Source organism: Nocardiopsis yanglingensis (genome assembly GCF_045809185.1).
GTDB lineage: Bacteria > Pseudomonadota > Gammaproteobacteria > Xanthomonadales > Xanthomonadaceae > Stenotrophomonas > Stenotrophomonas yanglingensis.
Window position 1 is genome coordinate 613,037 of sequence record NZ_JBJNRH010000001.1, and the last position, 21,000, is coordinate 634,036.

General features: G+C 67.0%; 15 protein-coding genes. 5 read left to right on the forward strand and 10 right to left on the reverse strand.

Annotated features, from left to right (window positions below; translation table 11 throughout):
- Nucleotides 1-519: 519 nt before the first annotated feature.
- Nucleotides 520-1,455 carry an isopenicillin N synthase family dioxygenase gene (locus ACJ7C5_RS02925; RefSeq protein WP_412703000.1) on the reverse strand — a complete coding sequence of 312 codons (936 nt, stop codon included), beginning with the start codon at nt 1,453-1,455 and terminating at the stop codon, nt 520-522.
- Nucleotides 1,456-1,649: 194 nt separating this feature from the next.
- On the opposite strand from ACJ7C5_RS02925, the gene ACJ7C5_RS02930 reads away from it, so the two are divergent.
- The 4 genes from ACJ7C5_RS02930 to galE all read left to right on the forward strand — a co-directional run bounded on the left by ACJ7C5_RS02930 (nt 1,650) and on the right by galE (nt 6,641).
- A complete protein-coding gene (locus ACJ7C5_RS02930) occupies nt 1,650-3,530 on the forward strand; it encodes a DUF3413 domain-containing protein (RefSeq protein ID WP_412703001.1) in 1,881 nt (626 codons plus the stop codon).
- Between the two features lie 18 nt (nt 3,531-3,548).
- Nucleotides 3,549-4,694 (forward strand): glycosyltransferase family 4 protein, encoded by a 1,146-nt coding sequence (locus tag ACJ7C5_RS02935; RefSeq protein ID WP_412703002.1) that lies wholly within the window; start codon nt 3,549-3,551, stop codon nt 4,692-4,694.
- Complete coding sequence (locus tag ACJ7C5_RS02940) at nt 4,687-5,544, forward strand: polysaccharide deacetylase family protein (protein ID WP_088026653.1); 858 nt, start codon at nt 4,687-4,689, stop codon at nt 5,542-5,544. Before ACJ7C5_RS02935 ends, ACJ7C5_RS02940 begins: the two co-directional genes overlap by 8 nt.
- Nucleotides 5,545-5,618: 74 nt before the next feature.
- On the forward strand, nt 5,619-6,641 hold the full coding sequence (galE, locus tag ACJ7C5_RS02945; protein ID WP_093999832.1) for a UDP-glucose 4-epimerase GalE: 1,023 nt from the start codon (nt 5,619-5,621) through the stop codon (nt 6,639-6,641).
- A 48-nt stretch (nt 6,642-6,689) separates the two neighbouring features.
- Here galE and ACJ7C5_RS02950 read toward each other — a convergent pair whose 3' ends face one another.
- The 6 genes from ACJ7C5_RS02950 to trpB all read right to left on the reverse strand — a co-directional run bounded on the left by ACJ7C5_RS02950 (nt 6,690) and on the right by trpB (nt 12,627).
- Nucleotides 6,690-7,172, reverse strand: a complete 483-nt coding sequence (locus tag ACJ7C5_RS02950) for an RcnB family protein (RefSeq protein ID WP_093999831.1) — start codon at nt 7,170-7,172, stop codon at nt 6,690-6,692.
- 256 nt (nt 7,173-7,428) lie between these two features.
- Nucleotides 7,429-8,790, reverse strand: coding sequence for a phosphoglucosamine mutase (glmM, locus tag ACJ7C5_RS02955; protein WP_088026656.1), 1,362 nt, complete (start codon nt 8,788-8,790; stop codon nt 7,429-7,431).
- Nucleotides 8,790-9,665 carry an acetyl-CoA carboxylase, carboxyltransferase subunit beta gene (gene accD, locus ACJ7C5_RS02960; RefSeq protein WP_005410473.1) on the reverse strand — a complete coding sequence of 292 codons (876 nt, stop codon included), beginning with the start codon at nt 9,663-9,665 and terminating at the stop codon, nt 8,790-8,792. Before accD ends, glmM begins: the two co-directional genes overlap by 1 nt.
- Before the next feature lie 259 nt (nt 9,666-9,924).
- Nucleotides 9,925-10,734: a tryptophan synthase subunit alpha gene (gene trpA, locus ACJ7C5_RS02965; RefSeq protein WP_088026657.1), complete on the reverse strand. Its 810-nt coding sequence runs from the start codon at nt 10,732-10,734 to the stop codon at nt 9,925-9,927.
- A 1-nt stretch (nt 10,735) separates the two neighbouring features.
- Complete coding sequence (locus ACJ7C5_RS02970) at nt 10,736-11,413, reverse strand: hypothetical protein (RefSeq protein WP_412703003.1); 678 nt, start codon at nt 11,411-11,413, stop codon at nt 10,736-10,738.
- Nucleotides 11,410-12,627, reverse strand: coding sequence for a tryptophan synthase subunit beta (trpB, locus tag ACJ7C5_RS02975; RefSeq protein WP_088026659.1), 1,218 nt, complete (start codon nt 12,625-12,627; stop codon nt 11,410-11,412). Before trpB ends, ACJ7C5_RS02970 begins: the two co-directional genes overlap by 4 nt.
- Nucleotides 12,628-12,723: 96 nt before the next feature.
- Here trpB and ACJ7C5_RS02980 point away from each other — a divergent pair, with 96 nt between their 5' ends.
- The gene (locus tag ACJ7C5_RS02980) at nt 12,724-13,611 is read left to right on the forward strand and encodes a LysR family transcriptional regulator (protein WP_412703004.1); all 888 of its coding nucleotides are present in this window, start codon (nt 12,724-12,726) and stop codon (nt 13,609-13,611) included.
- 71 nt (nt 13,612-13,682) lie between these two features.
- Here ACJ7C5_RS02980 and ACJ7C5_RS02985 read toward each other — a convergent pair whose 3' ends face one another.
- Genes ACJ7C5_RS02985 through ACJ7C5_RS02995 form a run of 3 tightly spaced genes read right to left on the reverse strand, consistent with a single transcriptional unit; the run spans nt 13,683 to nt 20,937 of the window.
- Nucleotides 13,683-14,792, reverse strand: coding sequence for a toxic anion resistance protein (locus ACJ7C5_RS02985; protein WP_412703005.1), 1,110 nt, complete (start codon nt 14,790-14,792; stop codon nt 13,683-13,685).
- A 44-nt stretch (nt 14,793-14,836) separates the two neighbouring features.
- Complete coding sequence (locus ACJ7C5_RS02990; RefSeq protein WP_412703006.1) at nt 14,837-15,544, reverse strand: hypothetical protein; 708 nt, start codon at nt 15,542-15,544, stop codon at nt 14,837-14,839.
- Complete coding sequence (locus ACJ7C5_RS02995; RefSeq protein WP_412703007.1) at nt 15,541-20,937, reverse strand: DNA repair ATPase; 5,397 nt, start codon at nt 20,935-20,937, stop codon at nt 15,541-15,543. Before ACJ7C5_RS02995 ends, ACJ7C5_RS02990 begins: the two co-directional genes overlap by 4 nt.
- Between the last annotated feature and the right edge of the window lie 63 nt (nt 20,938-21,000).

Below are 21,000 nucleotides of genomic sequence, written 5' to 3' on the forward strand. Positions count from 1 at the left end.
GGCCGGGCGGGTGAGGATGGCGGGGGACGCCGTAAACCCGTCCCTGGGGGCTTGGCCGCGGCATCCATGCCGCGGACTGATCTGGCCCCCCGCCATCCCCACCCGCCCGGCCTCTGACACATTCCGGCGGTTCCGGCCGCCACGGAAAGAAAAAAGAAGATCAAAAGCAAAAGCGGCATTCCAGGTAACCCCTGCCCCGCTTCGATCTAACAGATCTTATCCACGCATGGCGTGGATCTACCGTGTCGCCCAAGGTCGACACCTACCGGAAATCGCGATTTACCCGCCGTCACCGGGAAACTGCCGGAGGTGGGGCGGCGTGGGCTGGCAGGACCGTTGGCGCCATGGATGGCGCCATCGAGCCCCCAGGGACGGGTTCACGGCGTGTCCTGCCAACCCACACCGCCCCGCCCAACCAGTAGAAACCCAGAGCCGCTTTGGCTTTGGCTTCGGCCTCTGCGGGTGCAGGGCGCAGCCCTGCAAAGAGAAAGGCCGCCTTTCGGCGGCCTTCACTTCTCATTACTTCAGCTTGATCTCACGCAGGCGTTCCTCGAGGAAGCCGTGGGCGGTGATCGGCTCCGGGTACCGGCTCGGGTTCTCCGGGGTGATGCACGACGGCAGCACATCGATCAGGAAGTCCGGGTTCGGGTGCAGGAAGAACGGCACCGAGTAGCGCGGCTGGCGGGCCAGGTCACCCGGGGGGTTGACCACGCGGTGGATCGTCGACGGATACACGTGGTTGGTCAGGCGCTGCAGCATGTCGCCGATGTTGACCACGATCGTGTCCGCATCTGACGTAAACGGCACCCACTCACCTTCATGCGACTGCACTTCCAGGCCAGCGGCACTGGCGCCGACCAGCAGGGTGATGAAGTTGATGTCGCCATGGGCACCGGCACGCACGTTCGGGATGTCGTCGGTGGTGATCGGCGGGTAGTGGATCGGGCGCAGGATCGAGTTGCCGAAGTTGGTCTTGTCGGCGAAGAAATCCTGCGGCAGGCCGATGTGCAGGGCCAGCGCCGACAGCACGCGCGAACCCAGGTTGTCCAGCGCCTGGTACAGGCCGTAACCGCGCTCACGGAAGCCCTCGACCTCGGTCGGCCACAGGTTCGGCGCCATCACGTCGCGGTACTTGGAGTCATCAGCGATTTCACGGCCGATGTGCCAGAACTCCTTCAGGTCGAAATGCTTGGAGCCCTTGGCGGTTTCCACCCCGAACGGGGTGTAGCCGCGGGCGCCGCCGCTGCCGGCCACGTGGTACTTGCGCTTGACCTCTTCCGGCAGGGCGAAGAAGGCCTTGAAGGCATCGTAGGCCGCGTCGATGTCGGCCTGCGGGATGCCATGGTTGCGGATGCCCGCGAATCCCCATTGGCGGTAGGCCGCGCCCAGCTCGGCCACGAAGGCCTCGCGGTCGCTGTCGAAACGGGTGATGTCGAGGGTGGGGATCTGGCTCACAGCGGTTCCTGGCTTGTCGTTGGGTCTGGGGGGCCAGCGCATTCATGGCCCGCCTGAACATTGTGACAGATCGCCCGGCGAACGCGACTCGATACAAGGAAACAAACCGATACAATGCGCGACCCGCGCACATTTAACGAATCCTTACGTTGCTGGCGCGCCGTCCTTCCGCGCCATCTCACCCCGCCTGCACCATGCCCATAGCTCCAGACCCCATCGCCACCTCCCCCGCAGGCCCTGCCCGCCGCTGGCGCAGGCTCGCATGGTGGTCGCTGTTCGTCATGGGCAATGCATTTCTGGCGACGATGATCACCCTCGGCAACGTGCCGCTGCGTGACAACCCGGGCGGCAACCAGGGCCTGGCCTATCTGGCAGTCGCCCTGCCCGGCCACCTGCTCGCCTTCGGTGCACTGGCCGGTGTGCTGCCGCTGCTGCTGGGCCTGTGGCAGCGCAGTGCGCGCACGCTGAGCATCAGCGCAGTGTTGCTGCAGGGCCTGTGGCTCTGCCTGCTGCTGGTCGATGCCAAGGTCTTCACCCTCTATCGCTTCCACCTCAATGCCATGGTCGTGAACATGGTGTTCGGCGGCGCACTGCAGGACCAGGTCGCGCTGTCGTGGAAGACCTGGGCGCAGGTCGGCCTGCTGGTCACGGCGATCTTCACTGCCGAAGGCATCCTGGCCTGGGCCTGCTGGAAACTGCTGCCTGACGCGCCGCGCCGGCGCCGGGTGCTGCAGGCCTGGACGGCGGTCGTCCTGCTGATGGCCGGCGGCCAGGTGGCCACCGCCTACTACGACGCGCGCGGCGACCGTGACGTGATCGCCCAGTGGAACTACCTGCCCTGGGCACAGCCGATCACCGCCAAGAGCTTCATGCGCAAGCTGGGCGTGGTCAGCGAGCAGCAGGTCGGCCTGCCCGATCCGCGCCATGCGCAGCTGCTGTATCCGCTGCAGCCGCTGCGCTGCCAGAATCCGCACCGGCCGAATGTGCTGATGGTGGTGCTGGAATCACTGCGCCACGACGTCCTCACCCCGCAGATCATGCCGAATACCTCGGCACTGGCGCAGTCCGCGCACGTCTTCGACCGCCACTTCAGCACCGGCAATGCCACCCGCTATGGCCTGTTCGGCCTGCTCTACGGCCTCCCGGGCGGCTACTGGCCAAGCATGCTCGACGAACAGCGCGGCTCGCAGCTGTTCAAGGTGCTGGGCCAGCAGGGTTACGACCTGCATCTGTACGGCAGTGCACCGATGTACAGCCCCGAATTCGACCGCACTGCGTTCGCGGACGTCCGCGAGCAGTTGCACCAGGGGCCTTCCCAGCTGGGCTCTGAAGGACGCGACCGCAGCATCGTCGACGCGCTGCGGAAGGACATCCTGACCAGCCAGGCCGCGCACAGGCCGTGGTTCGGCTTCGTCTTCCTCGATTCCACCCATGCGCCCTACCACATGCCCCCGGGCTACCCGCCGCTGGCGACGCCAATGGCCAGTGAAATCGACTTCCTGAAGTTCGGCCCGGACCACGACCCAACCCCCGAACTGAACAGGTATCGGACCGCCGTGCACTACGCCGACAGCCTGGTCGGCACGCTGCTGGACGACCTGCGCGCGCAGGGCCTGGACCAGGACACGATCGTGCTGGTCACCGGCGACCATGCCGAGGAATTCAACGACCTCAAGCTGAACTACTGGGGTCACAACGGCAACTTCTCCGACTACCAGCTGCAGGTGCCGTTCGTGCTGCACTGGCCTGGCAAGGGCAATGCCCATGAAACGCGCGTCAGTTCGCACGAGGACTGGGTGCCTACCCTGATGCGCCACGCGCTGGGCTGCGAGAACGCGCTGACCGATTTCAGTACCGGCCAGGACCTGCTGGCCGAACCCGCGGGCGAGCGCGCGCTTGTGGTGGAAAGCTGGTCGCAACGCGCCGTCCGCCACGGCAACGCCATCTACGTGTTCGACAAGTTCGGCAATGCGACCTCGCTGGACCTGCACTATCGCCCACTGCCGCAGCAGGCCCCGGATGCCGCTGCCGTCCGTACCGCATGGGAAGCGCTGACCCGCTTCCGCAACCGCTGACCACAGAGGATGGTTTCCATGAAACGCGCACTGCGCATCCTGCACACCGAAGCCGCCAGGGGCATGGGTGGCCAGGAGATCTACATCTTCCGCCACATGCAGGTGATGCGTGCGCGTGGCCACGAGGTATCGCTGCTGTGCCAGCCCGATGCGCGCCTGGCCCAATTGGCACGTGATGATGGTTTCACCGTACACACCCTGCGCATGGGGGGCATGGCCCGGTTGCTGCGCGGCATCTGGTCGGTATCGCGCCTGGTGCGCCGCGAGCGCTACGACGTGGTCAACACCACCAGCCGCCGTGACGCGCTGATCGCGGCCGCCGGCGCACGCCTGGGCGGTACGCCGCTGGTGGTGCGCTCACGCCACCTGATGAGCCCGGTCAACTCGCTGCTCACCTATACCGGTCTGCCGCACCGGATCATCACCGTCAGCGACTTCGTCAAGCGACTGCTGGTCGACCGTGGCATCGCTGCGGATCGCATCGGGATCGTGCCGCCCATGGCAACGCCGCCACGCTGGGACGCCGCCGCGCAGGGCGATCCCTGGACAAGACTGCAGGACACCCGTGCGCAGGTGCGTGCCGAACTCGGCTTCGCCGAGCGCGATATCGTGGTTGGCTGCGTGGCCGTGCTGCGCGAACCCAAGGGCCATGCCGAACTGCTGCATGCCATTGCGCCATTGTGCAAGGCCAACCCCGACCTGCACCTGGCCGTGGTTGGCGACGGCGAGCCGGTGATGGGCCGCCTCCAGGCCCTGCGCAGCGAACTCGGCCTGGAGCAGCAGGTGCATCTGCTCGGCTTCCGCAGCGATGCCCACCGGCTGATGGCCGGTTTCGACATCTTCGCCCTGGCCACCCACAAGGAAGCTTCGGGCACGGTCTTCCTCGAAGCCGCGCAGGCGGCGCTGCCAATTGTCTCGCACCGCGTTGGCGGCGTGCCTGAAATGCTGGTGGAAGGCAGCAATGCCATCCTCACCCGGCTGGGCGATGACGCCGCCCTCACCGGCGCGTTGCGCCTGCTGGTGGACGATCCGGAACGTCGGCGGCAGATGGGCCGTGCCGGTTGGGACTGGATCCGCAGCACCCCGCGGTTCAGCGCGGCCGGTCATGGCGAGGCCACCGAAAATTATTACCTCCAATGGTTGAAGGAGCTGGGTCATGGCTAATGCCAGAACCGTACCGGTGCTGATGCACCACCATGTCAGCAACTCTCCGGGCATGATCACCGTCTCCCCTGAGAACTTCGAGAGCCAGATCGCCTGGCTCGCACGTACCGGCTGGACATCGCTGACGCTGGACCAGTACGCCGACTTCCTTGCCGGCAAGCCGGTACCGCGCAAATCGATCGTGATCACGTTCGATGACGGTTACCTGGACAACTGGGTCTACGCCCATCCGATCCTGCAGAAGTACGGCATGCATGCGGTGGTGTTCGTGGTTACCGGTTGGATGCACGAAGGCCCGATGCGCCCGCACGCCGGCATCGAAGGCGCCGAGCTGCCGGTTACGCCGGAGCACCGTGCCTGCGAAGACCTGATCTACAAGCAGGGCCGCAGCGACGAAGTGATGATGCGCTGGAGCGAAGCACGCGCGGCGATCGAAGCCGGCACCTTCGAGGTCCACTGCCATACCCACAGCCACACCCGTTGGCTGAAGCGTGACGACCTGGACCGTGCACAGCGCCGGGAAGGCATCAGCGGCGACCTGGCGATGGCCAGGCAGACGCTGCTGGAGAAGCTCGGCGAAGTCTCCGACACCCTGTGCTGGCCCTATGGCGACTTCGACGATGACTACATCGAAGTAGCGCGCGAACAGGGCTTCCGCTACCTGCATACCACCCATCCGTTCGGCCGCAACGTAGTCGGTGGGGATCCGGAACGCATCTACCGCTTCGCGATCCGCAACCGCCCAGCCAGCTGGCTGCGCAAACGCATCGCGTGGAGCTACAACCCGCTGATCGCACCGATCTTCAACGGCTTCAAGGCCCGGCAGAAGAAGATGGTGCCGGGCCCGTAAACGGCGCGAAGGCGCCCACCCCCGCGATTGGCAGTACCCGATTCTTGAATGGATTCCAAGGAACAGTGAAGGCAATGAACGTACTGGTGACCGGCGGCGCTGGCTATATCGGCTCGCATGCATGCGTCGAGCTGCAGCAGCAGGGGCACGACGTGGTCATCGTGGATTCGCTGTGCAACAGCGACGCCGGTGTCGTCGAGCGCATTGGACGGATCACCGGGACCGCACCGGTGTTCGTGCAGGCTGACATCCGTGATCGACCGCGCATGGCCGCCCTGATGCAGCAGCATGCGATCGATGCGGTGCTGCACTTCGCGGCGCTCAAATCCGTGGGCGAATCGCAGAAGGTGCCCCTGCAGTACTTCGACAGCAACATCAACGGCACGATTGCGCTGCTCGGTGCGATGCAGGATGCCGGCGTGACGCTGCTGGTCTTCAGCTCTTCCGCCACCGTGTACGGCAACCAGGAACACTGCCCGGTTGCCGAGTCTGCTTCAACCTGTGCAATGACGCCCTACGGCCGCACCAAGCTGGTGGTGGAGCAGCTGCTTGCAGACCTGACCGCGACGGACCAGGGCCTGCACGTGGCGACGCTGCGCTACTTCAACCCGGTCGGTGCGCATGACACGGCATTGATCGGTGAGCTGCCGCACGGCACGCCGAGCAACCTGATGCCCTACATCGCGCAGGTTGCCGCAGGGCTGCTGCCGGAAGTCCAGGTCTTCGGTGATGACTACCCGACCCGTGACGGCACCGGCGTACGCGACTACATCCATGTGCAGGACGTTGCCAATGCCCATGTGCTGGCCCTGCAGTTCCTGCACGATCAGCGGCGCAGCATCACGCTCAACCTCGGCACCGGCCAGGGCCACAGCGTGCTGGAACTGATCCAGGCCTTCGAGCACACCACCGGGATACGGATCCCGTTCCGCATCGTCCCGCGCCGCAATGGCGACATCGCGGTCAGCTTTGCCGACGCCTCGCTGGCGCTGCGCGAGCTGGGCTGGAAGGCCCGTCACACGCTGGCCGACATGTGTCGTGACACATGGAAGTGGCAGCGGGAAATGCCGACCCAAGCGCCACCAACACGCCCGTGAACGAAACACCGCACCTGCCTGTGCCATGACGCAGGCAGGTTCTGTCGGTCAGAAGAATCGCCCGTAGACGACCTGCACGATCTCGCCGTTTCCCGTGTTGATCAGCAGCGCATCGGGCCCATAGCGCACCCATTCAAAGCCCATCGGCGGCATGTCCAGGCCGAACAGCCAGAAGTCGTTGAGGATATAGTCGCCGACCCAGTAGGGGCGCGGCAGGATCTGACCGTAATGCCAACGCTGGTAGGCGTAGCCGACCGGCGGATGGTACGGGCCGATGCGGAAGGCATGGTCGGCGCGGAAGTTGTGCCGGTAGTCTTCGCGGAACGCCGGGCGTGCATTGCCCAGCTCTCGTGGCCGTTCCATCCGCGTGTAGCCCCACGGCGCCCGCAGGGGCTCTTCGCGTGGCGCGGACATGTGCGGCCCTCCTTCGGGCCGGCGTTCGGCGCTGGCAGTGGAGACACCGCCCAGCAGCGGCAGCACCAGCAGCGCCCCTGCCAGCAGGCGGCGGCCGTAGCGCAGTGAGGTGTTCATGGTCATGGTCCTTGCAACGAAGGAAGAAGGATGGAGCGTGGTCCGCTCCGACCGGGTCCCCACCTGCGCATGGCGTGCGTCGATGCAGGGATCCTGATGCCGGGGATACGCCGCACATCGTTCAAAGCGCGTCACAAAGCGCACAGCAGCAGCTGAACGTGATCGCAGGTCGCGATCGGTTCAGCCAGTGGCGCTTGAAAGCGACATGGCCGCAGAAGCGGCCATGTCGGGGTGCCAGGTTGTACCGTCGCCGGGCTCAGGCCGCGGCGTCGCGCACCGCGGCGGACAGGCGGTCCAGCGTCTCCTGCATCAGCGTTGCGTCATCGGCCTCGACCGTAACCCGCACTACAGGCTCGGTACCGGACGGGCGCAGGAACGCACGACCACGACCCGCCACCGATTGCTGCGCGACGGCCAGCGCGGCCTGCACGCTGTCGGCCTGCACCGTGGCCTTGGCCGAGACATTGCCCAGCCGCACGTTGACGGTCTTCTGCGGCACCCGCACCAGGCCCTTCAGTGCCTGGCGCAGGGTCTGCCCACTGTTGCGCAGCGCCACCAGCACCTGCAGGGCGCTGACAATGCCATCGCCGGTGGTGGCCCGGTCCAGGCACAGCAGATGGCCTGAAGCTTCACCACCGAGCACACCACCGCCTTCGACCAATGCCTGGTGCACGTAGCGGTCACCGACATTGCTGCGCACGAACGGAATCTGCAGGTCGGCAAATGCCTTCTCAACGCCGTAGTTGCTCATCAGCGTGCCGACCACCGGGCCGCGCAGGCGGCCTTCGTCCTTCCATGCGCGGGCCAGGATGTACAGCAGATCGTCACCATCGACCGGGTTGCCCTGATCGTCTGCCATCAGCACACGGTCGCCATCACCATCGAAGGCGATGCCGAGATCGGCGCGGGTCTCGCGGACCTTGGCCGCCAGGTTGTCGATATGGGTGGAGCCCACACCGGCGTTGATGTTGACGCCATTGGGCTCGGCCCCGATGCCGATCACTTCGGCACCCAGTTCGCGGAACAGCAACGGTGCGATCTGGTAGGTGGCGCCGTGCGCGCAATCCAGTACCAGGCGCACGCCACGCAGGTCGAACGCGCGCGGCACGCTGGCCTTGCAGAACTCGATGTAGCGCCCAACCGCTTCGCGCGCGCGCGATGCCTTGCCCAGCTTCTCCGATTCAGCGGTGGTGAACGGAATGTCCAACGCCGCTTCCAGGGCCAGCTCGGTGGCATCGTCGAGCTTCTCGCCCTGGGCGGAGAAGAACTTGATGCCGTTGTCGTAATGCGGGTTGTGCGAGGCACTGATGACGATGCCGGCATCCACGCCCAGCGTGCGAGTCAGGAACGCCACCGCCGGGGTCGGCATCGGTCCCAGCAGCTGCACGTCGGCACCGGCGGCGACCAGGCCGGCTTCCAGTGCGGCCTCGAACATGTAACCGGAAATGCGGGTGTCCTTGCCGATCACCACGATCGGCCGGCGCCCGTCCTGGCCGCGCTGGGCAACCAGGACACGGCCCAGGGCGTTGCCCAGGCGCAGCACGAAGTCGGCCGAAATCACGCCCTGGCCGACCCGTCCACGGATGCCATCAGTACCGAAGTACTTGCGGCCTCCCATCAAGCCACCTCCGGCGCCGGCTGACGGCCCAGCATCGCCAGCAGATCAGACAGGCGGTCGCGCATCTCGCGGCGGTCGCAGATCTGGTCGATGGCACCGTGCTCCAGCAGGAACTCCGAACGCTGGAAACCTTCCGGCAGCTTTTCGCGCACGGTCTGCTCGATCACGCGCGGGCCGGCGAAGCCGATCAGCGCCTGCGGTTCGGCGATGTTGATATCGCCCAGCATCGCGAACGAGGCCGACACGCCACCGGTGGTCGGGTGGGTCAGCACCGAGATATACGGCAGGCCGGCTTCACGCAGCTTGCCCAGCGCGGCCGAGGTCTTGGCCATCTGCATCAGCGAGAACAGGCCTTCCTGCATGCGCGCGCCGCCGCTCTGCGAGAAGCAGACGTAGGGCGCACCGATCTCGACCGCGGTTTCCGCGGCCAGCGCGAACCGCTCACCCACCACCGAGCCCATCGAGCCGCCCATGAAAGCGAAGTCGAACGACGAGGCGACCAGCGCACGGCCCTTGAGCAGGCCGCGCATGGCGATCAGCGCATCATATTCGCCGGTGTTCTTCTGCGCGATCTTGATGCGCTCGCTGTACTTCTTCTGGTCCTTGAACTTGAGCAGGTCGGTCGGACCCAGGCGCGCACCGATCTCGGTGGTGCTGTCCGCATCGAACAGGGCGGCCAGGCGTGCACGCGCGCGGATCGCCATGTGATGGCCGCACTTCGGGCAGACTTCCAGGTTTTCTTCCAGTTCCGGACGGTACAACGCGCTGCCGCAGTTGCTGCACTTTTCCCACAGGCCCTCGGGGACACTGCGCTTCTTGCTGGGGGTGTTGTCGGTGCGGATGCCGGACGGCATCAACTTGCTGAGCCAACTCATGCGGGAGGACACTTCCGTTCAGGGCGGCCCAGGGGCCGCAAAGGCGGACAGTCTAGCTCCGCTTTCCCTGCCCGTGCACCCCCTTGCCGGCCTGCGGGCCGCCGGAAAAAACCATGCTGGGACGTACGTTTAGCGCGGGGAAGTGCCAGCCGCTGCCCGGCAACCCTTATGTACAGACCGATGGGTAGTGCCGGCCGCTGGCCGGCAGCCCTGTGCGCAGGCGGGTATGGAGGATGCCGGCCAGCGGCCGGCAGTCCTGTTACGCGTCCAGCGCCTGCCGCAGCGGGGCCAGGAAGGTTCGAGCGCGCTGCGCGGCCTCTTCAGCCGAGTCCGCTTCGGCCAGCACCGCCACCAGCGCGCTGCCCACCACCACGCCGTCGGCCTGGCGGGCCATCGCCGCGGCGCTGTCGGCATCCTTGATGCCGAAGCCCGCCACCACCGGCACCGACGCACGCGCGCGCAACGCCTGCAGGCGGGCACTGGCGGCATCGCTGTCCAGGCGCTCGGACGCGCCGGTGACACCGGCAAAGCTGACGTAGTAGAGATAGCCACGGGCCAACGCCAGCAGCTTGTCGGCGCGCGCCTCGCTGGTGGTCGGCGACGCCAGCAGGACCAGCGCCAGGCCGGCTGCGTCGAACGCCTGCTGGGCCTCGCCCGCTTCTTCCGGCGGCAGGTCGACCAGCAGCACGCCGTCCACGCCGGCGTCCACGGCGGCCTTGGCGAAGGCCGCGTAGCCGTGGATCTCCACCGGGTTCAGGTAGCCCATCAGTACCACCGGGGTCTGCGCATCGCGCTCGCGGAACTGCGCCACGGCCTGCAGCACGTAGCGGCTGCCAGCACCGCGCGCCAGCGCGCGCTCGGAGCTGCGCTGGATGGTCGGGCCATCGGCCATCGGGTCGGAGAACGGCACGCCCAGTTCGATCACGTCGGCGCCGGCATCGACCAGTGCGTGCATGACCGGCACGGTGGCCTCCAGCGAGGGATCACCGGCAGTGATGAAGGGAATCAGCGCCTTGCGCTGCTGCTCGCGCAGGCGCTGGAAACAAGCATCGAGTCGGGATACAGACATCTCAGGCACATCCTTCAATCAGTTCAATCGCATCGCTGGTCCCCCAGTACATCCGGGTGACCTTCCCTTCAAACAGTTCCAGGCGGATGCCCAGGTCCGAACCCGGGTCCTGCCAGGTGAGGTACTCGCCCTGGTCACCGTCGTAGGAATGCGGGCTGGACACCGGCGGTTTCGGGAACTGGGCCATGGCCTGGGCACGGGTCATGCCGATGCGCAGGCCGAACGGTCCCGGCTGTTCAACCGGCAGTTCCGGCTCGTCGCCCGGCTTCAGATCAAAACGGACCACGCGGTCGTCGTCGGTCATCATCGACACGCCCGGCGGCAGCCCCTTGCCGTCGTAGTACTCGCAGTCGCCTTCGAAGAATTCCTTCGCGCCCTGCGCCTTCCAGGGACCCAGTGCCTTCAGGTCACTCATGTGCTGGCCAACCAGCACGTCACCAGCATGATCCAGCGCCACCGAAGCCACCGCGGGCGCATCATCGCCGCTCGTCCCTTCTTCGGAGGGGGCATCGACAATGGGCGTACGCGCCATCGGGTCGAGATCATCGTTGGCCGCCTGCTGCACAGGCTGCGTGTTGGCCTTGGCGGCCGGTGCCAGCACCGGCGGCTCCGGCGGCTGGCACGCGGCCAACCCCAGCGCCATCAGCAGCGCGCCACTGTTCCGCAGCAGCGCGCTCACAGCACCAGCCCTTCGCGGGCGGCGATGGTGTGCACGTCCTTGTCGCCACGGCCGGACAGATTGCAGAGGACGATCTGGTCACGCGGACGACCGCGCGCCAGCTTGATCGCCTGCGCCAGCGCATGGCTGGACTCCAGTGCCGGCAGGATGCCTTCGGTGTGCGCCAGCAGGTGGAAGGCCTGCAGCGCTTCTTCATCGGTGATGCCGAGGTAGCGCGCGCGGCCGGTATCGGCCAGGAACGCGTGCTCAGGGCCGACGCCCGGATAGTCCAGACCGGCCGACACCGAATGGGTCTCGATGATCTGGCCGTCGTCATCGCACAGCACATAGGTGCGGTTGCCATGCAGCACGCCCGGGCGACCGGCAGCGATCGAGGCGGCATGGCGCCCGGTGCTGATGCCATCACCTGCGGCTTCGGCGCCGACGATCTCGACCTGACGATCGTTGAGGAAGGCATGGAACAGGCCGATGGCGTTGCTGCCGCCGCCGACGCAGGCGGTGATCGCATCCGGCAGGCGCCCGTACTCGGCCAGCATCTGCTCACGCGCTTCGCGGCCGACGATGGCATTGAAGTCACGAACCATGCGCGGGTACGGATCCGGTCCAGCCACGGTGCCGATGATGTAGAAGGTGTCCTGCACGTTGGTCACCCAGTCGCGCATCGCTTCGTTGAGCGCGTCCTTCAGGGTGGCCGAGCCGGAAGTGACCGGTACCACCGTCGCGCCCAGCAGCTTCATGCGGTAGACGTTGATCTTCTGCCGCTCGATGTCGGTGGCACCCATGTACACCACGCATTCCAGGCCCAGGCGCGCAGCAACCGTGGCACTGGCCACGCCATGCTGGCCTGCACCGGTCTCGGCGATGATGCGCTTCTTGCCCATGCGCGCGGCCAGCAGTGCCTGGCCGATGGTGTTGTTGATCTTGTGCGCGCCGGTGTGGTTCAGGTCCTCGCGCTTGAGCAGGATCTGCGCGCCGCCGACGTGATCGCTCAGGCGCTGGGCGTGATAGATCGGGCTCGGCCGGCCCACGTAATGCGCCAGGTCGCGGTCATAGGCCGCCTGGAATTCGGGGTCCTGGCGGGCCTGGTCATAGGCCTGGGCCAGTTCCTGCAGCGGGCCGACCAGGGTTTCGGCAACGAAACTGCCGCCGTAGCGGCCGAAGTGGCCCTGGGCATCCGGGAAAGCGTGGTAGTCGGCAATGGGGGAGGCAGACATGGATACGACCGGTGGTTCAGACAGGTGGATACTCTAGCGCACGGGTCGTGACCGGAAAATGGATATTATCTGGCGCATATCGTCAGGAAATCTCACATGAGCCGTTCCCTGCTTCCGCCGCTCAATGCACTGCGCGCGTTCGAGACCACTGCCCGCCTTGGCGGCGTGGGCCGCGCCGCACAGGATCTGCACGTCACCCATGGCGCGGTCAGCCGGCAACTGAAGCTGCTGGAAGATCATCTGGGCCTGGCGCTATTCCAGCGTGCCGGTCGCGGGCTGCGCCTGACCGCTGCGGGTACGCGCCTGCAGGCAGCGTGCAGCGAAGCCTTCGGCGGCATCGAAGACTGCGTGCGAGAACTGCGGCGGCCGGCGGCAGCCCCGGCGCTGGTACTGGGTTGCAGCGGCAGCGTGCTGGCGCGCTGGATGATCCCGCGCCTGCCTGCGCTGCAGGCCGCCCTGCCCGGCGTGCGCCTGCAATGGTCGGCGCTGGATGGCAGTTTCACCGAAGCGCAGGCAGCACTGGATGCGGTGCTGCTGCTGGCGCAGGGGCCCTGGCCCCGGGGCTGGCAGGTGCGTGAGCTGGCGCCGGAACGGGTCGGCGTGGTGGTGGCCCCCTCGCATCCGGCCGCGCAGCGCCTGCGGCATGTACCGCCCTCGGCGCTGCTGCAGGAGACGCTGCTGCACACCAGCTCACGGCCACAGGCGTGGCCGGCGTGGGCGCAAGCGCACGACCTGGACGTGTCGAAGCTGCAGCTGGGCATCGCCTTTGAGCACCTGTACTACTTGTTGGAAGCCGCAGTGGCCGGGCTGGGCCCGGCGATCGCGCCAGAGCCGCTGGTGGCCGAGGACCTGGCGGCAGGCCGTCTGGTCGCGCCCTGGGGATTTGCCGCCACGGGTGGCTTCTGGGTACTGGCTTGGCCGGACGGCCCGGCCAACGCGCGCGTGGAAGCACTGGCGGACTGGGCGAGCCAACAACTCCGCTGACAACAAAAAGGGGACGGAGGGGATTAAGTCGCAAGTGGCACAAACGACTTAATCCCCTCCGTCCCCTTTTTTCAGCTGGCGGTTGGAGTGGCCAGGCGCTGCTGCAGGTCTTCGCGCAGGCGCGACAGCTCGACTTCGGCCTGCTGCCGCTGCTGCATGCCTTCGCGATGGATGCTGCGCACTTCCTCGACCGTGGCGATCAACTGGTCGTGCACGTGGCGCAGCGTGGCCACGTCGATCACGCCGCGCTGGTTGCTGCGCGCGGTATCCACCGAGGCCTGGCGCAGCAGATCGGCATTGCGGCGCATCAGCTCGTTGGTGGCATCGTCGATGGCGGTGGACAACTCGACCGCGGCCTTCTGCTCACCCAGCGAAAGCTGGATGGCGAACTGGCGCTTCCATGACGGGATGGTGATCTCGCGCACCGTGTTGAACTTCTCGATCAGCTGCAGCGCGTTGGCCTGGATCAGGCGGATCATCGGCAGCGACTGGTCGGCGGCGTGCTGCATCAGCTGCAGGTCGGACACGCGCTTTTCGATCAGGCGGATCGCGTTGTCGACTTCGCTCTGGCGGATGCGCTGCTGCGGATCCTCACTGCCCTGCCCGGCCTGCTGCTCGGCCTGCAGTTCGGCCAGGCGCTGCTTGCCGGCGGCAGCATACAGGCCCAGCGCATGGCGTTCTTCGCGGACGATGTCATGCATGCGGTCGAACTCGCCCACGCGCTTGCCCATCAACTTCTGCTGCACACCGACATCGCCCAGCAGCTGCTCGATCTGCGCGTTGGTGTCGCTGAACTTCTGCACCAGCTCGCCCTTGGATACGCGCAGGCGGTCGATCAGGCCACCGATCACCGGCACCTTCGACCGCTGGGCGAAGCCGTCCAGCTTCAGGCTGCGCGCGATGCGCACCACTTCGCCCAGCTTCTCGCCACTGGCATCCAGGTCACGATTGCGCACCTGGTCGAGCAACTGGCTGGAGAACGCTGCGGTGCGCGTGGCCGCTTCGCGACCGAACACCTGCAGGTTGCCCGGCCGCAGGTCATCCAGCTCCAGACGGATCTCGGCGATGCGCGGCAGATCCTCGCGGACCAGGCCAAGCGCCTGCAATGCGCCTTCATCGAGCGGAGCGGCGGTGGTCGTGCCGGGCACAAGGGCACCGGGGGTCTGGCTGTCCTGGGTCATCGGGCAGTCTCCTTGCAGTTGGGTAAGCGGCAGCGGCGGCCGGCTCAAGGCAGTCTAGCCTGAGCCGCCGCGACCTCGTCATCGATCTGTGCGTGCAGCGTGGCGGCCTTCGCCGCCAGTGTGGCGCCGGCCGCGGCCTGGCCCGCGACGGCGGCCTGCCGCCAGGCCGGCAGCAGGACGTCATGGATACGCGCGAAGCGTTGCAGCAGCACGTTGTCCTGGTCCTGCAGCAGCTGCCACTGGCCGGCCTCGAGACGGCGCAGCATGGCCAGCCGGCGCAGATGATCGAGCCGTTGCGACAGCGCGGCCTGGCCGGCGATATCCAGCGACGCCAGCCGCGCCGCAGCCAGCCCGACCCAGTCGTCCAGCGCTGCGGCCGCCGCTGAATGCCCGGCGATGGCCATGGCCCGCCGCTGCAGGTGCTGCTGCAGGTGCAGGGCCTGCTCGCGCGCCTGCAGGGCCAGCACGCCCAGCTGCGACTGCAACGCACGCCCTTCCGCCTCGCGAGCGACATCGCGCCCCAGCAGGCGGCCCCACCAGCTCTCCTCCTGCCGGATCTGCGCCGGGTTGGCGGCCTGCAGGGCCAGCGCGATGCGTGCCAGTGCGGCCACCAGGCCTTCGCCCGCACCCGGCGGCAACGGTGTTTCGCGCCGCGCCAGTGCCTGCAGCAACGGCGCACCATAGTCGGCCAGCACGGCGACATCGGACGTGTCCGGCAAGCTCGGTGGCGGCAGTGGCGCCTGCGTGGTCACGGCAGCGGCGGCGGCTTCGGTGTCGTTGCCGGAATGTCCTCACTGTCGTCCGGCGGCAACGACTCGCCGTAGAAGTGGCGCATCAGGGCCTCATCCAGTGCGCGCTCCTCCGGCGTCGCGGCACGGCGCACGCGCGCGCGCTGCGCAACCACGGCACTCGGCCCGCCGCGCTCGACCTGCTGCCGTGCCCAGCCGGCGAACGCAGCCAGGGTCTGCGACACCTGTGCCTGCTGCGCCTGTGATGCCGCAAGCAGTTCCACCAGCGGCGCCAGGCCGGCCTGCAGATCTTCGGCCAGGACCATGGCCGGCACACTGGGTGCCGCCGCGACCGGCACCGACGCGGCGGGTGCAGGGCGTGTTTCGGAGAGTTGCTGCAGGGCCTCGAGCAAGGCCGGCCACGGCGCAGGGTCGGCGACGGCAGCGGGGGCCGTCTCCGGCGTCGGCGGTGGCAACTGCAACGCGCTGGCGATGTCTGCCAACTGCGCGACCACACGCCCGCCAACATCGCTGTCGTCAGCCCCCATGGCCTTGTTGCGCAGGAAGTCGCGCTTGATCTGTGCCCAGCGCTGCGCCTGCGTGTCATCCAGTACGCCGCGCAGTTCGGCCAGCTTCAGCAGATTCTCTTCGGCGCCGGTGGTGAGCAGCTGCGCCTCGCCCAGATAGTGGTCGGAGATCAACTGCTGCAGCTCGTCCTCGTTCATCACCGGCGAGATCTTCTCGGCCAGCTTGTTCATGTTGCGGTAGCTGCCCTGCAGCCGGAACGGCGGTTCGGTGCGGTAGCGGTCATCCTGCGCGGCACTGGCGATGTACTGCTGGTTGACCCGGTAGACCACGTCGCGCACGCGCAGCATGCGCTGCAGGGTGGCGGTGATCTCGTTGATCTCGGCACTGCTGTAGGCATGGCTGAGGCCATTGGTCGAGACCTCCTTGCCCATCGCACGCTCGACCAGCACGTACAGATCGGCCATGTCACGCGTGGCCAGCGGCGCCAGCACCGGGTTGGAGGTCAGGCTGTTCTCGATGTAGCTGAGCGTGAAAGCAGCCTCCATGCCACCGAGCACGTCGCCGAGGTTGTAGATGTCGGCACGGTTGGCCAGCATGTCCGGAATCTTGAACACCTCGCCGGACTCGGTATACGGGTTGCCGGCCATCACCACGCAGAACTTCTTGCCGCGTATGTCGTAGGTGCGGGTGCGGCCGCGCCACACGCCTTCGATGCGACGGGTGCCATCGCACAGCGAAATGAACTTCTGCAGGAACTCGGGATGGGTGTGCTGGATGTCGTCGACATACAGCATGGTGTTGTTGCCCATTTCCAGCGCCAGATTGAGCTTTTCCAGCTCCTGTCGCGAGGTCGCGTCGGGCGCCTGGGCCGGGTCCAGCGAGCGCACCTCGTGACCCAGCGCCGGGCCGTTGATCTTCATGAAGACCAGGCCCAGGCGGTGCGCCACGTATTCCATCAACGTGGTCTTGCCGTAGCCGGGCGGCGAAATCATCATCAGCAGGCCCATCAGGTCGCTGCGCTTGTTCTCGCCAACCGTGCCCATCTGCTTGGCCAGGTTGTCACCGATCACGCCCAGGTAGACATCGTTGATCAGCTTGTTGCGTACGAACGAGGACAGCGGCCGCGCCTTGAACTCGGAGAGACGCAGGGTCTCGCGCTCGCGGCCGATGATGCCCTGGCGCAATGCCTGATAGGCATGGAACGCCGGCACGAAGTGACGCAGGTGCTGCTGCAGGCGTGTCAGGAAATCATCCAGCGACATCACCAGCGTGCCATTGCCGATGCGCGCGTGCTCACCGAGCAGGCCGCTGACCTCTACCCGCAACGCGGCGTCGCTGGCACGGGTGCGCAGCTGGCGCTGCACCAGCAGCAGTGCCGCCGCTTCATCAACATAGCCGGCATGCATGGCGTACGCCGGCGTACCCGCAAGTGCACGCAGCCATTGCCCGGCCAGTCCCCAGCGCGTGGCCAGCGGATCCTGGCTGCGCTGCAGGGCGCGTTCGACCGCCTCGCGCTGCCCGGCCTGCTCCAGCTGCTGCGCCAATGCCTCCAGCAGTGCCACCGCATGACGGCTGCTGCTGAACACCGGCTCGCCGGTCGCCAGCTCTTCGCCCAGATAGGCGGCCGCGGCCTCTGCGGCATCGGCATCGAACGGCAACGCGTGAGATTGCGCGTAGGCCAACAGTGCCTCGGCCATCTCCGCACGCAGGGCCTGGCGTCCCTCGTCGGACCCGAACACTCGTGCCAGCGCCTCGGCACCTGCCTGCCGCGCCGGCCACTGCACCACTGCCTCACACCGCTGCTCGGCCGCCCAGAACAGCAGCGCCAGCGCACGCACCCGTGGTGCATGGCGCAGGCTGCCAGCGGCCTGCTGCAAGGGCAGCAACGCACGCAGGATCAGCGCAGCATCATGGTCATGGATGCCGCGCTCGTAGCCTTCGCGGTAGCGCGGTGCGGCGAATGCGCGCACGCGCTGGTCCAGTGCTTCCGGCGTGGCGACGTCGTGCTGCAGCGCGGCCAGGTCAAGGCCATCGCTCCCCTCCTGCGCGGCCATCAGCAGGCTGCCGGCCAGATACTCGCCGCGATACAGCGTGGGCGACTCCGAGTCCAGGGTGACCGGCCAGAACGGCTTCAGCGCATCCAGCTCCGGATCGTGCAGGGTCTCCAGGAAGTCGGTGCCGGTGAGATGGATCGCCAGCGTGTCACCACGCGGCAGCAGGGTCAGGTCCAGTGCCTGGGTGTTGACGCTGAAGCGGTGGCGCGGCCCCAGCCGCACCACGTTGCCGCCGGCTTCGTACAGATCGCTGCGGTCGCGCAGCTGGCGCACCGCCTGGTCACGCACACCCTTCAGCCGCGCCTCGATGTCGTCGGCCTTGACGTTGTCATGCAACGCGCGCAGGCGTTCGGCCAGCTCACGCAGCTTGAGGATCAGCGGATCGCCGGCGAAGAACGCGTTCAGCTCATCGGCGGTGGCGAAGCGTTCGGTGCGCTTGGCCAGGCCATCGAGGATGCGGCTGGCCGCGTCCAGCACCGAACGTGCCTTGCGCTGGCGGTCATCCAGCAGTGCCTGCTTGTGCGTCTCGAAGGCTTCAACCAGCTCTTCGCGCTTGCTCAGGATGTCGCCAAGGAACTGCTCGTGTTCGCCGAACTGGCTCTCCAGCTCCTCCAGCTGCACCAGCAGGCGCGACAGCTGCTCGTCGGCGCGTTCCGGATCGGTGGCCAGCGCCAGCGCGCTGGTGATCGACTGCGAGAACAGCGCGAACTGCGCGGCGAACTGCGCCACGGCCTCGGCCGAACCCAGCGACCGGCGACGCTGATCAGCACGCGCACGGGCCTGGTTGAGGCGCCCGTACAGCACCGAGATCGACTCGACCACGCGGGTGCGGGCAGTGGCATCGTCCACCTTCAGGCCGGCCATCAGCTCGGACAACATGTCCAGGTCGGCGGCCATGCCACGCAACCCTTCCAGCTGCTCGTCCAGCTGGCGGGCACTCTGTGCCTGCTGGGCCGCTTCATCCAGCGCCTGCAGGCGCGTGGTCAGTGGCGCCAGCGCAGCATCACCGGCGAGGAAGTCACCCGTGGCGGCGCCGACATGGTCCTGCGCCTCCACCAGCTCGGCCGCCATGGCCTCGATACGTGCGGTGTCGATGTAGCGCAGCTCGCGGATGGTCAACAGCCGTCCACGCAAGGCGGTGATCGCATTGAGCGCCTCGACGAAGGCCTGCACCTCGTTCCAGTTCTGTGGCTGCAGCCGTCCCAGCAACGCCTTGTGCGCGGCCTCGGCCTCGACCATCGCCTGCGCCGACTGCTGGCGGATCGACTGCACTTTCTCGTATTCGTCCAGCACCGATTCGCCGGTGGCGCTGATCTGCCGCAGCAGCGTCTCTGCACCATCGCAGGCCGCGTCACCCAGCCAGTGGTGGGCATCGAACAAGCGTCGTGTATCGGCCACCAGGCGCTGGTAGCGCTGCACCGACACATCCTGACCGTCGATCTCTCGTGCCAGGTTGAACAGGTTGGAAATGCCGCGCACCAGCTCGGCGTTGCCGATGCGGCCCATGAAGGTGTTGCCGGGCGGCCGGCTGGCGGCGAACTCGTCACTGCTGAACGGGGTCTGCCAGACCTGCATTGGATGGATGCGGGTCGGTTCGTTGCCTTCGGCATGGAACAGCACCATGCGTCCATCCTGCATGAAGGCGTAGCCATGGCCGAACACCGGGTTCTGCAGTACGCGCTGGATGGTGTTGTAGACGAACAACGCCGAGCGCCCACCTTCGCGCTCGTAGAAGATGTACAGCACATCCTCGCCATTCGGCGAACGGATGCTGCGCTTGAACTGCATGCCGGCCATCGAGGCGTCGAATGCCTTGTGCTCGCCGCCCTGCAGGTAATAGCCACCCGGGAAGATCACACCGTGGTCTTCAGGCAGCTGCACGCAGGCCTGAACGATCGCATCGTTGCGCACGATGCCGCCGGTCAGCGTGTTGTAGATCAGGCCGCGCCACTCCGTCTCGCGGTACGGCAGCACCTTCAGCAGTACCAGCGAGCCGACCCGGGCGAATTCGAACTGGGCGTCGTCAAGCGACTGCGTGCTGTCCTCCACCGGTTCGCTGTAGATGCCCTGCCCGGTCTCGGTGTTGTTCTCGACCTTGATGGTGAGGTCGCCGCCGGTGGTCTCCACGAACAGGGTGTCGAGGATGTTCAGGTGCGAATGGCGTCCATTGACTGCCAGGTCGCGGGTCGCCCTGGTCCATTCGAAGTCGAACGGCGGCGGCAGTGCGATATCGCGCTCGCCGCGCGCATCCAGATAGGCCAGTTCGCCATCGCGCGACAGCGCCCAGCGGAACACGCGCACATCGCTGCTGCGCTCGCCGATCTGGAACGAAGCCAGCAGCTTGTCGCCCACCACGATCAGCTGCAGCAGGCGTGCGTGCTTGTAGTAGGCGTACAGCTCGTTGAAGTCGTGCACGAAGCCGGGCTGGTCGAGGAAGCTGCCCTTCAGCTCCAGCGCGGCCACGTCGTAGCCGTCGCTGCCCTGCACCAGCCGGTACAGGCCGAACACATCCTCGATGCGGGTCTGGGTCTTCAGCCCGATGAAAACGTTGTAGCCGAACAGCAGGCGGTCCGGCCCGACCTGCACGATGTCACGGCCGACGCAGTTGTTTTCGCTGCGGATGCGGAAACGCCCGACCACCTCCAGGCGGCTGTCGCCGAACTCGGCCAGGCGCTGGCGGTTGAGCGTCTCGGCCAGGCCCTGCAGGCGCTGGCCCTGCTCGGTCAGGCGGCGGCGCAGGACTTCGTAGGCGCCGCCCTGGGCAACGGCCTGGTCGACGGTGTTGCCGCCGGCCTCCGGCGCGGGGGTTTCGGCGGACGGATGGGTTTCAGACATCAGCAGGCTTCCAGCTCACGGGCGAACGGCCGCGCGTGCGGCCGGCACGGGCGGGCGATGGCC

What these genes read in the sequence shown, in the direction of transcription:
- ACJ7C5_RS02930 (WP_412703001.1), top strand. Translation starts at nt 1,650, where the DNA reads ATGCCCATAGCTCCAGACCCCATCGCCACCTCCCCCGCAGGCCCTGCC.
- ACJ7C5_RS02935 (WP_412703002.1), top strand. Translation starts at nt 3,549, where the DNA reads ATGAAACGCGCACTGCGCATCCTGCACACCGAAGCCGCCAGGGGCATG.
- ACJ7C5_RS02940 (WP_088026653.1), top strand. Translation starts at nt 4,687, where the DNA reads ATGGCTAATGCCAGAACCGTACCGGTGCTGATGCACCACCATGTCAGC.
- galE (WP_093999832.1), top strand. Translation starts at nt 5,619, where the DNA reads ATGAACGTACTGGTGACCGGCGGCGCTGGCTATATCGGCTCGCATGCA.
- ACJ7C5_RS02950 (WP_093999831.1), bottom strand. Translation starts at nt 7,172, where the DNA reads ATGAACACCTCACTGCGCTACGGCCGCCGCCTGCTGGCAGGGGCGCTG.
- glmM (WP_088026656.1), bottom strand. Translation starts at nt 8,790, where the DNA reads ATGGGAGGCCGCAAGTACTTCGGTACTGATGGCATCCGTGGACGGGTC.
- accD (WP_005410473.1), bottom strand. Translation starts at nt 9,665, where the DNA reads ATGAGTTGGCTCAGCAAGTTGATGCCGTCCGGCATCCGCACCGACAAC.
- trpA (WP_088026657.1), bottom strand. Translation starts at nt 10,734, where the DNA reads ATGTCTGTATCCCGACTCGATGCTTGTTTCCAGCGCCTGCGCGAGCAG.
- trpB (WP_088026659.1), bottom strand. Translation starts at nt 12,627, where the DNA reads ATGTCTGCCTCCCCCATTGCCGACTACCACGCTTTCCCGGATGCCCAG.
- ACJ7C5_RS02980 (WP_412703004.1), top strand. Translation starts at nt 12,724, where the DNA reads ATGAGCCGTTCCCTGCTTCCGCCGCTCAATGCACTGCGCGCGTTCGAG.
- ACJ7C5_RS02985 (WP_412703005.1), bottom strand. Translation starts at nt 14,792, where the DNA reads ATGACCCAGGACAGCCAGACCCCCGGTGCCCTTGTGCCCGGCACGACC.
- ACJ7C5_RS02995 (WP_412703007.1), bottom strand. Translation starts at nt 20,937, where the DNA reads ATGTCTGAAACCCATCCGTCCGCCGAAACCCCCGCGCCGGAGGCCGGC.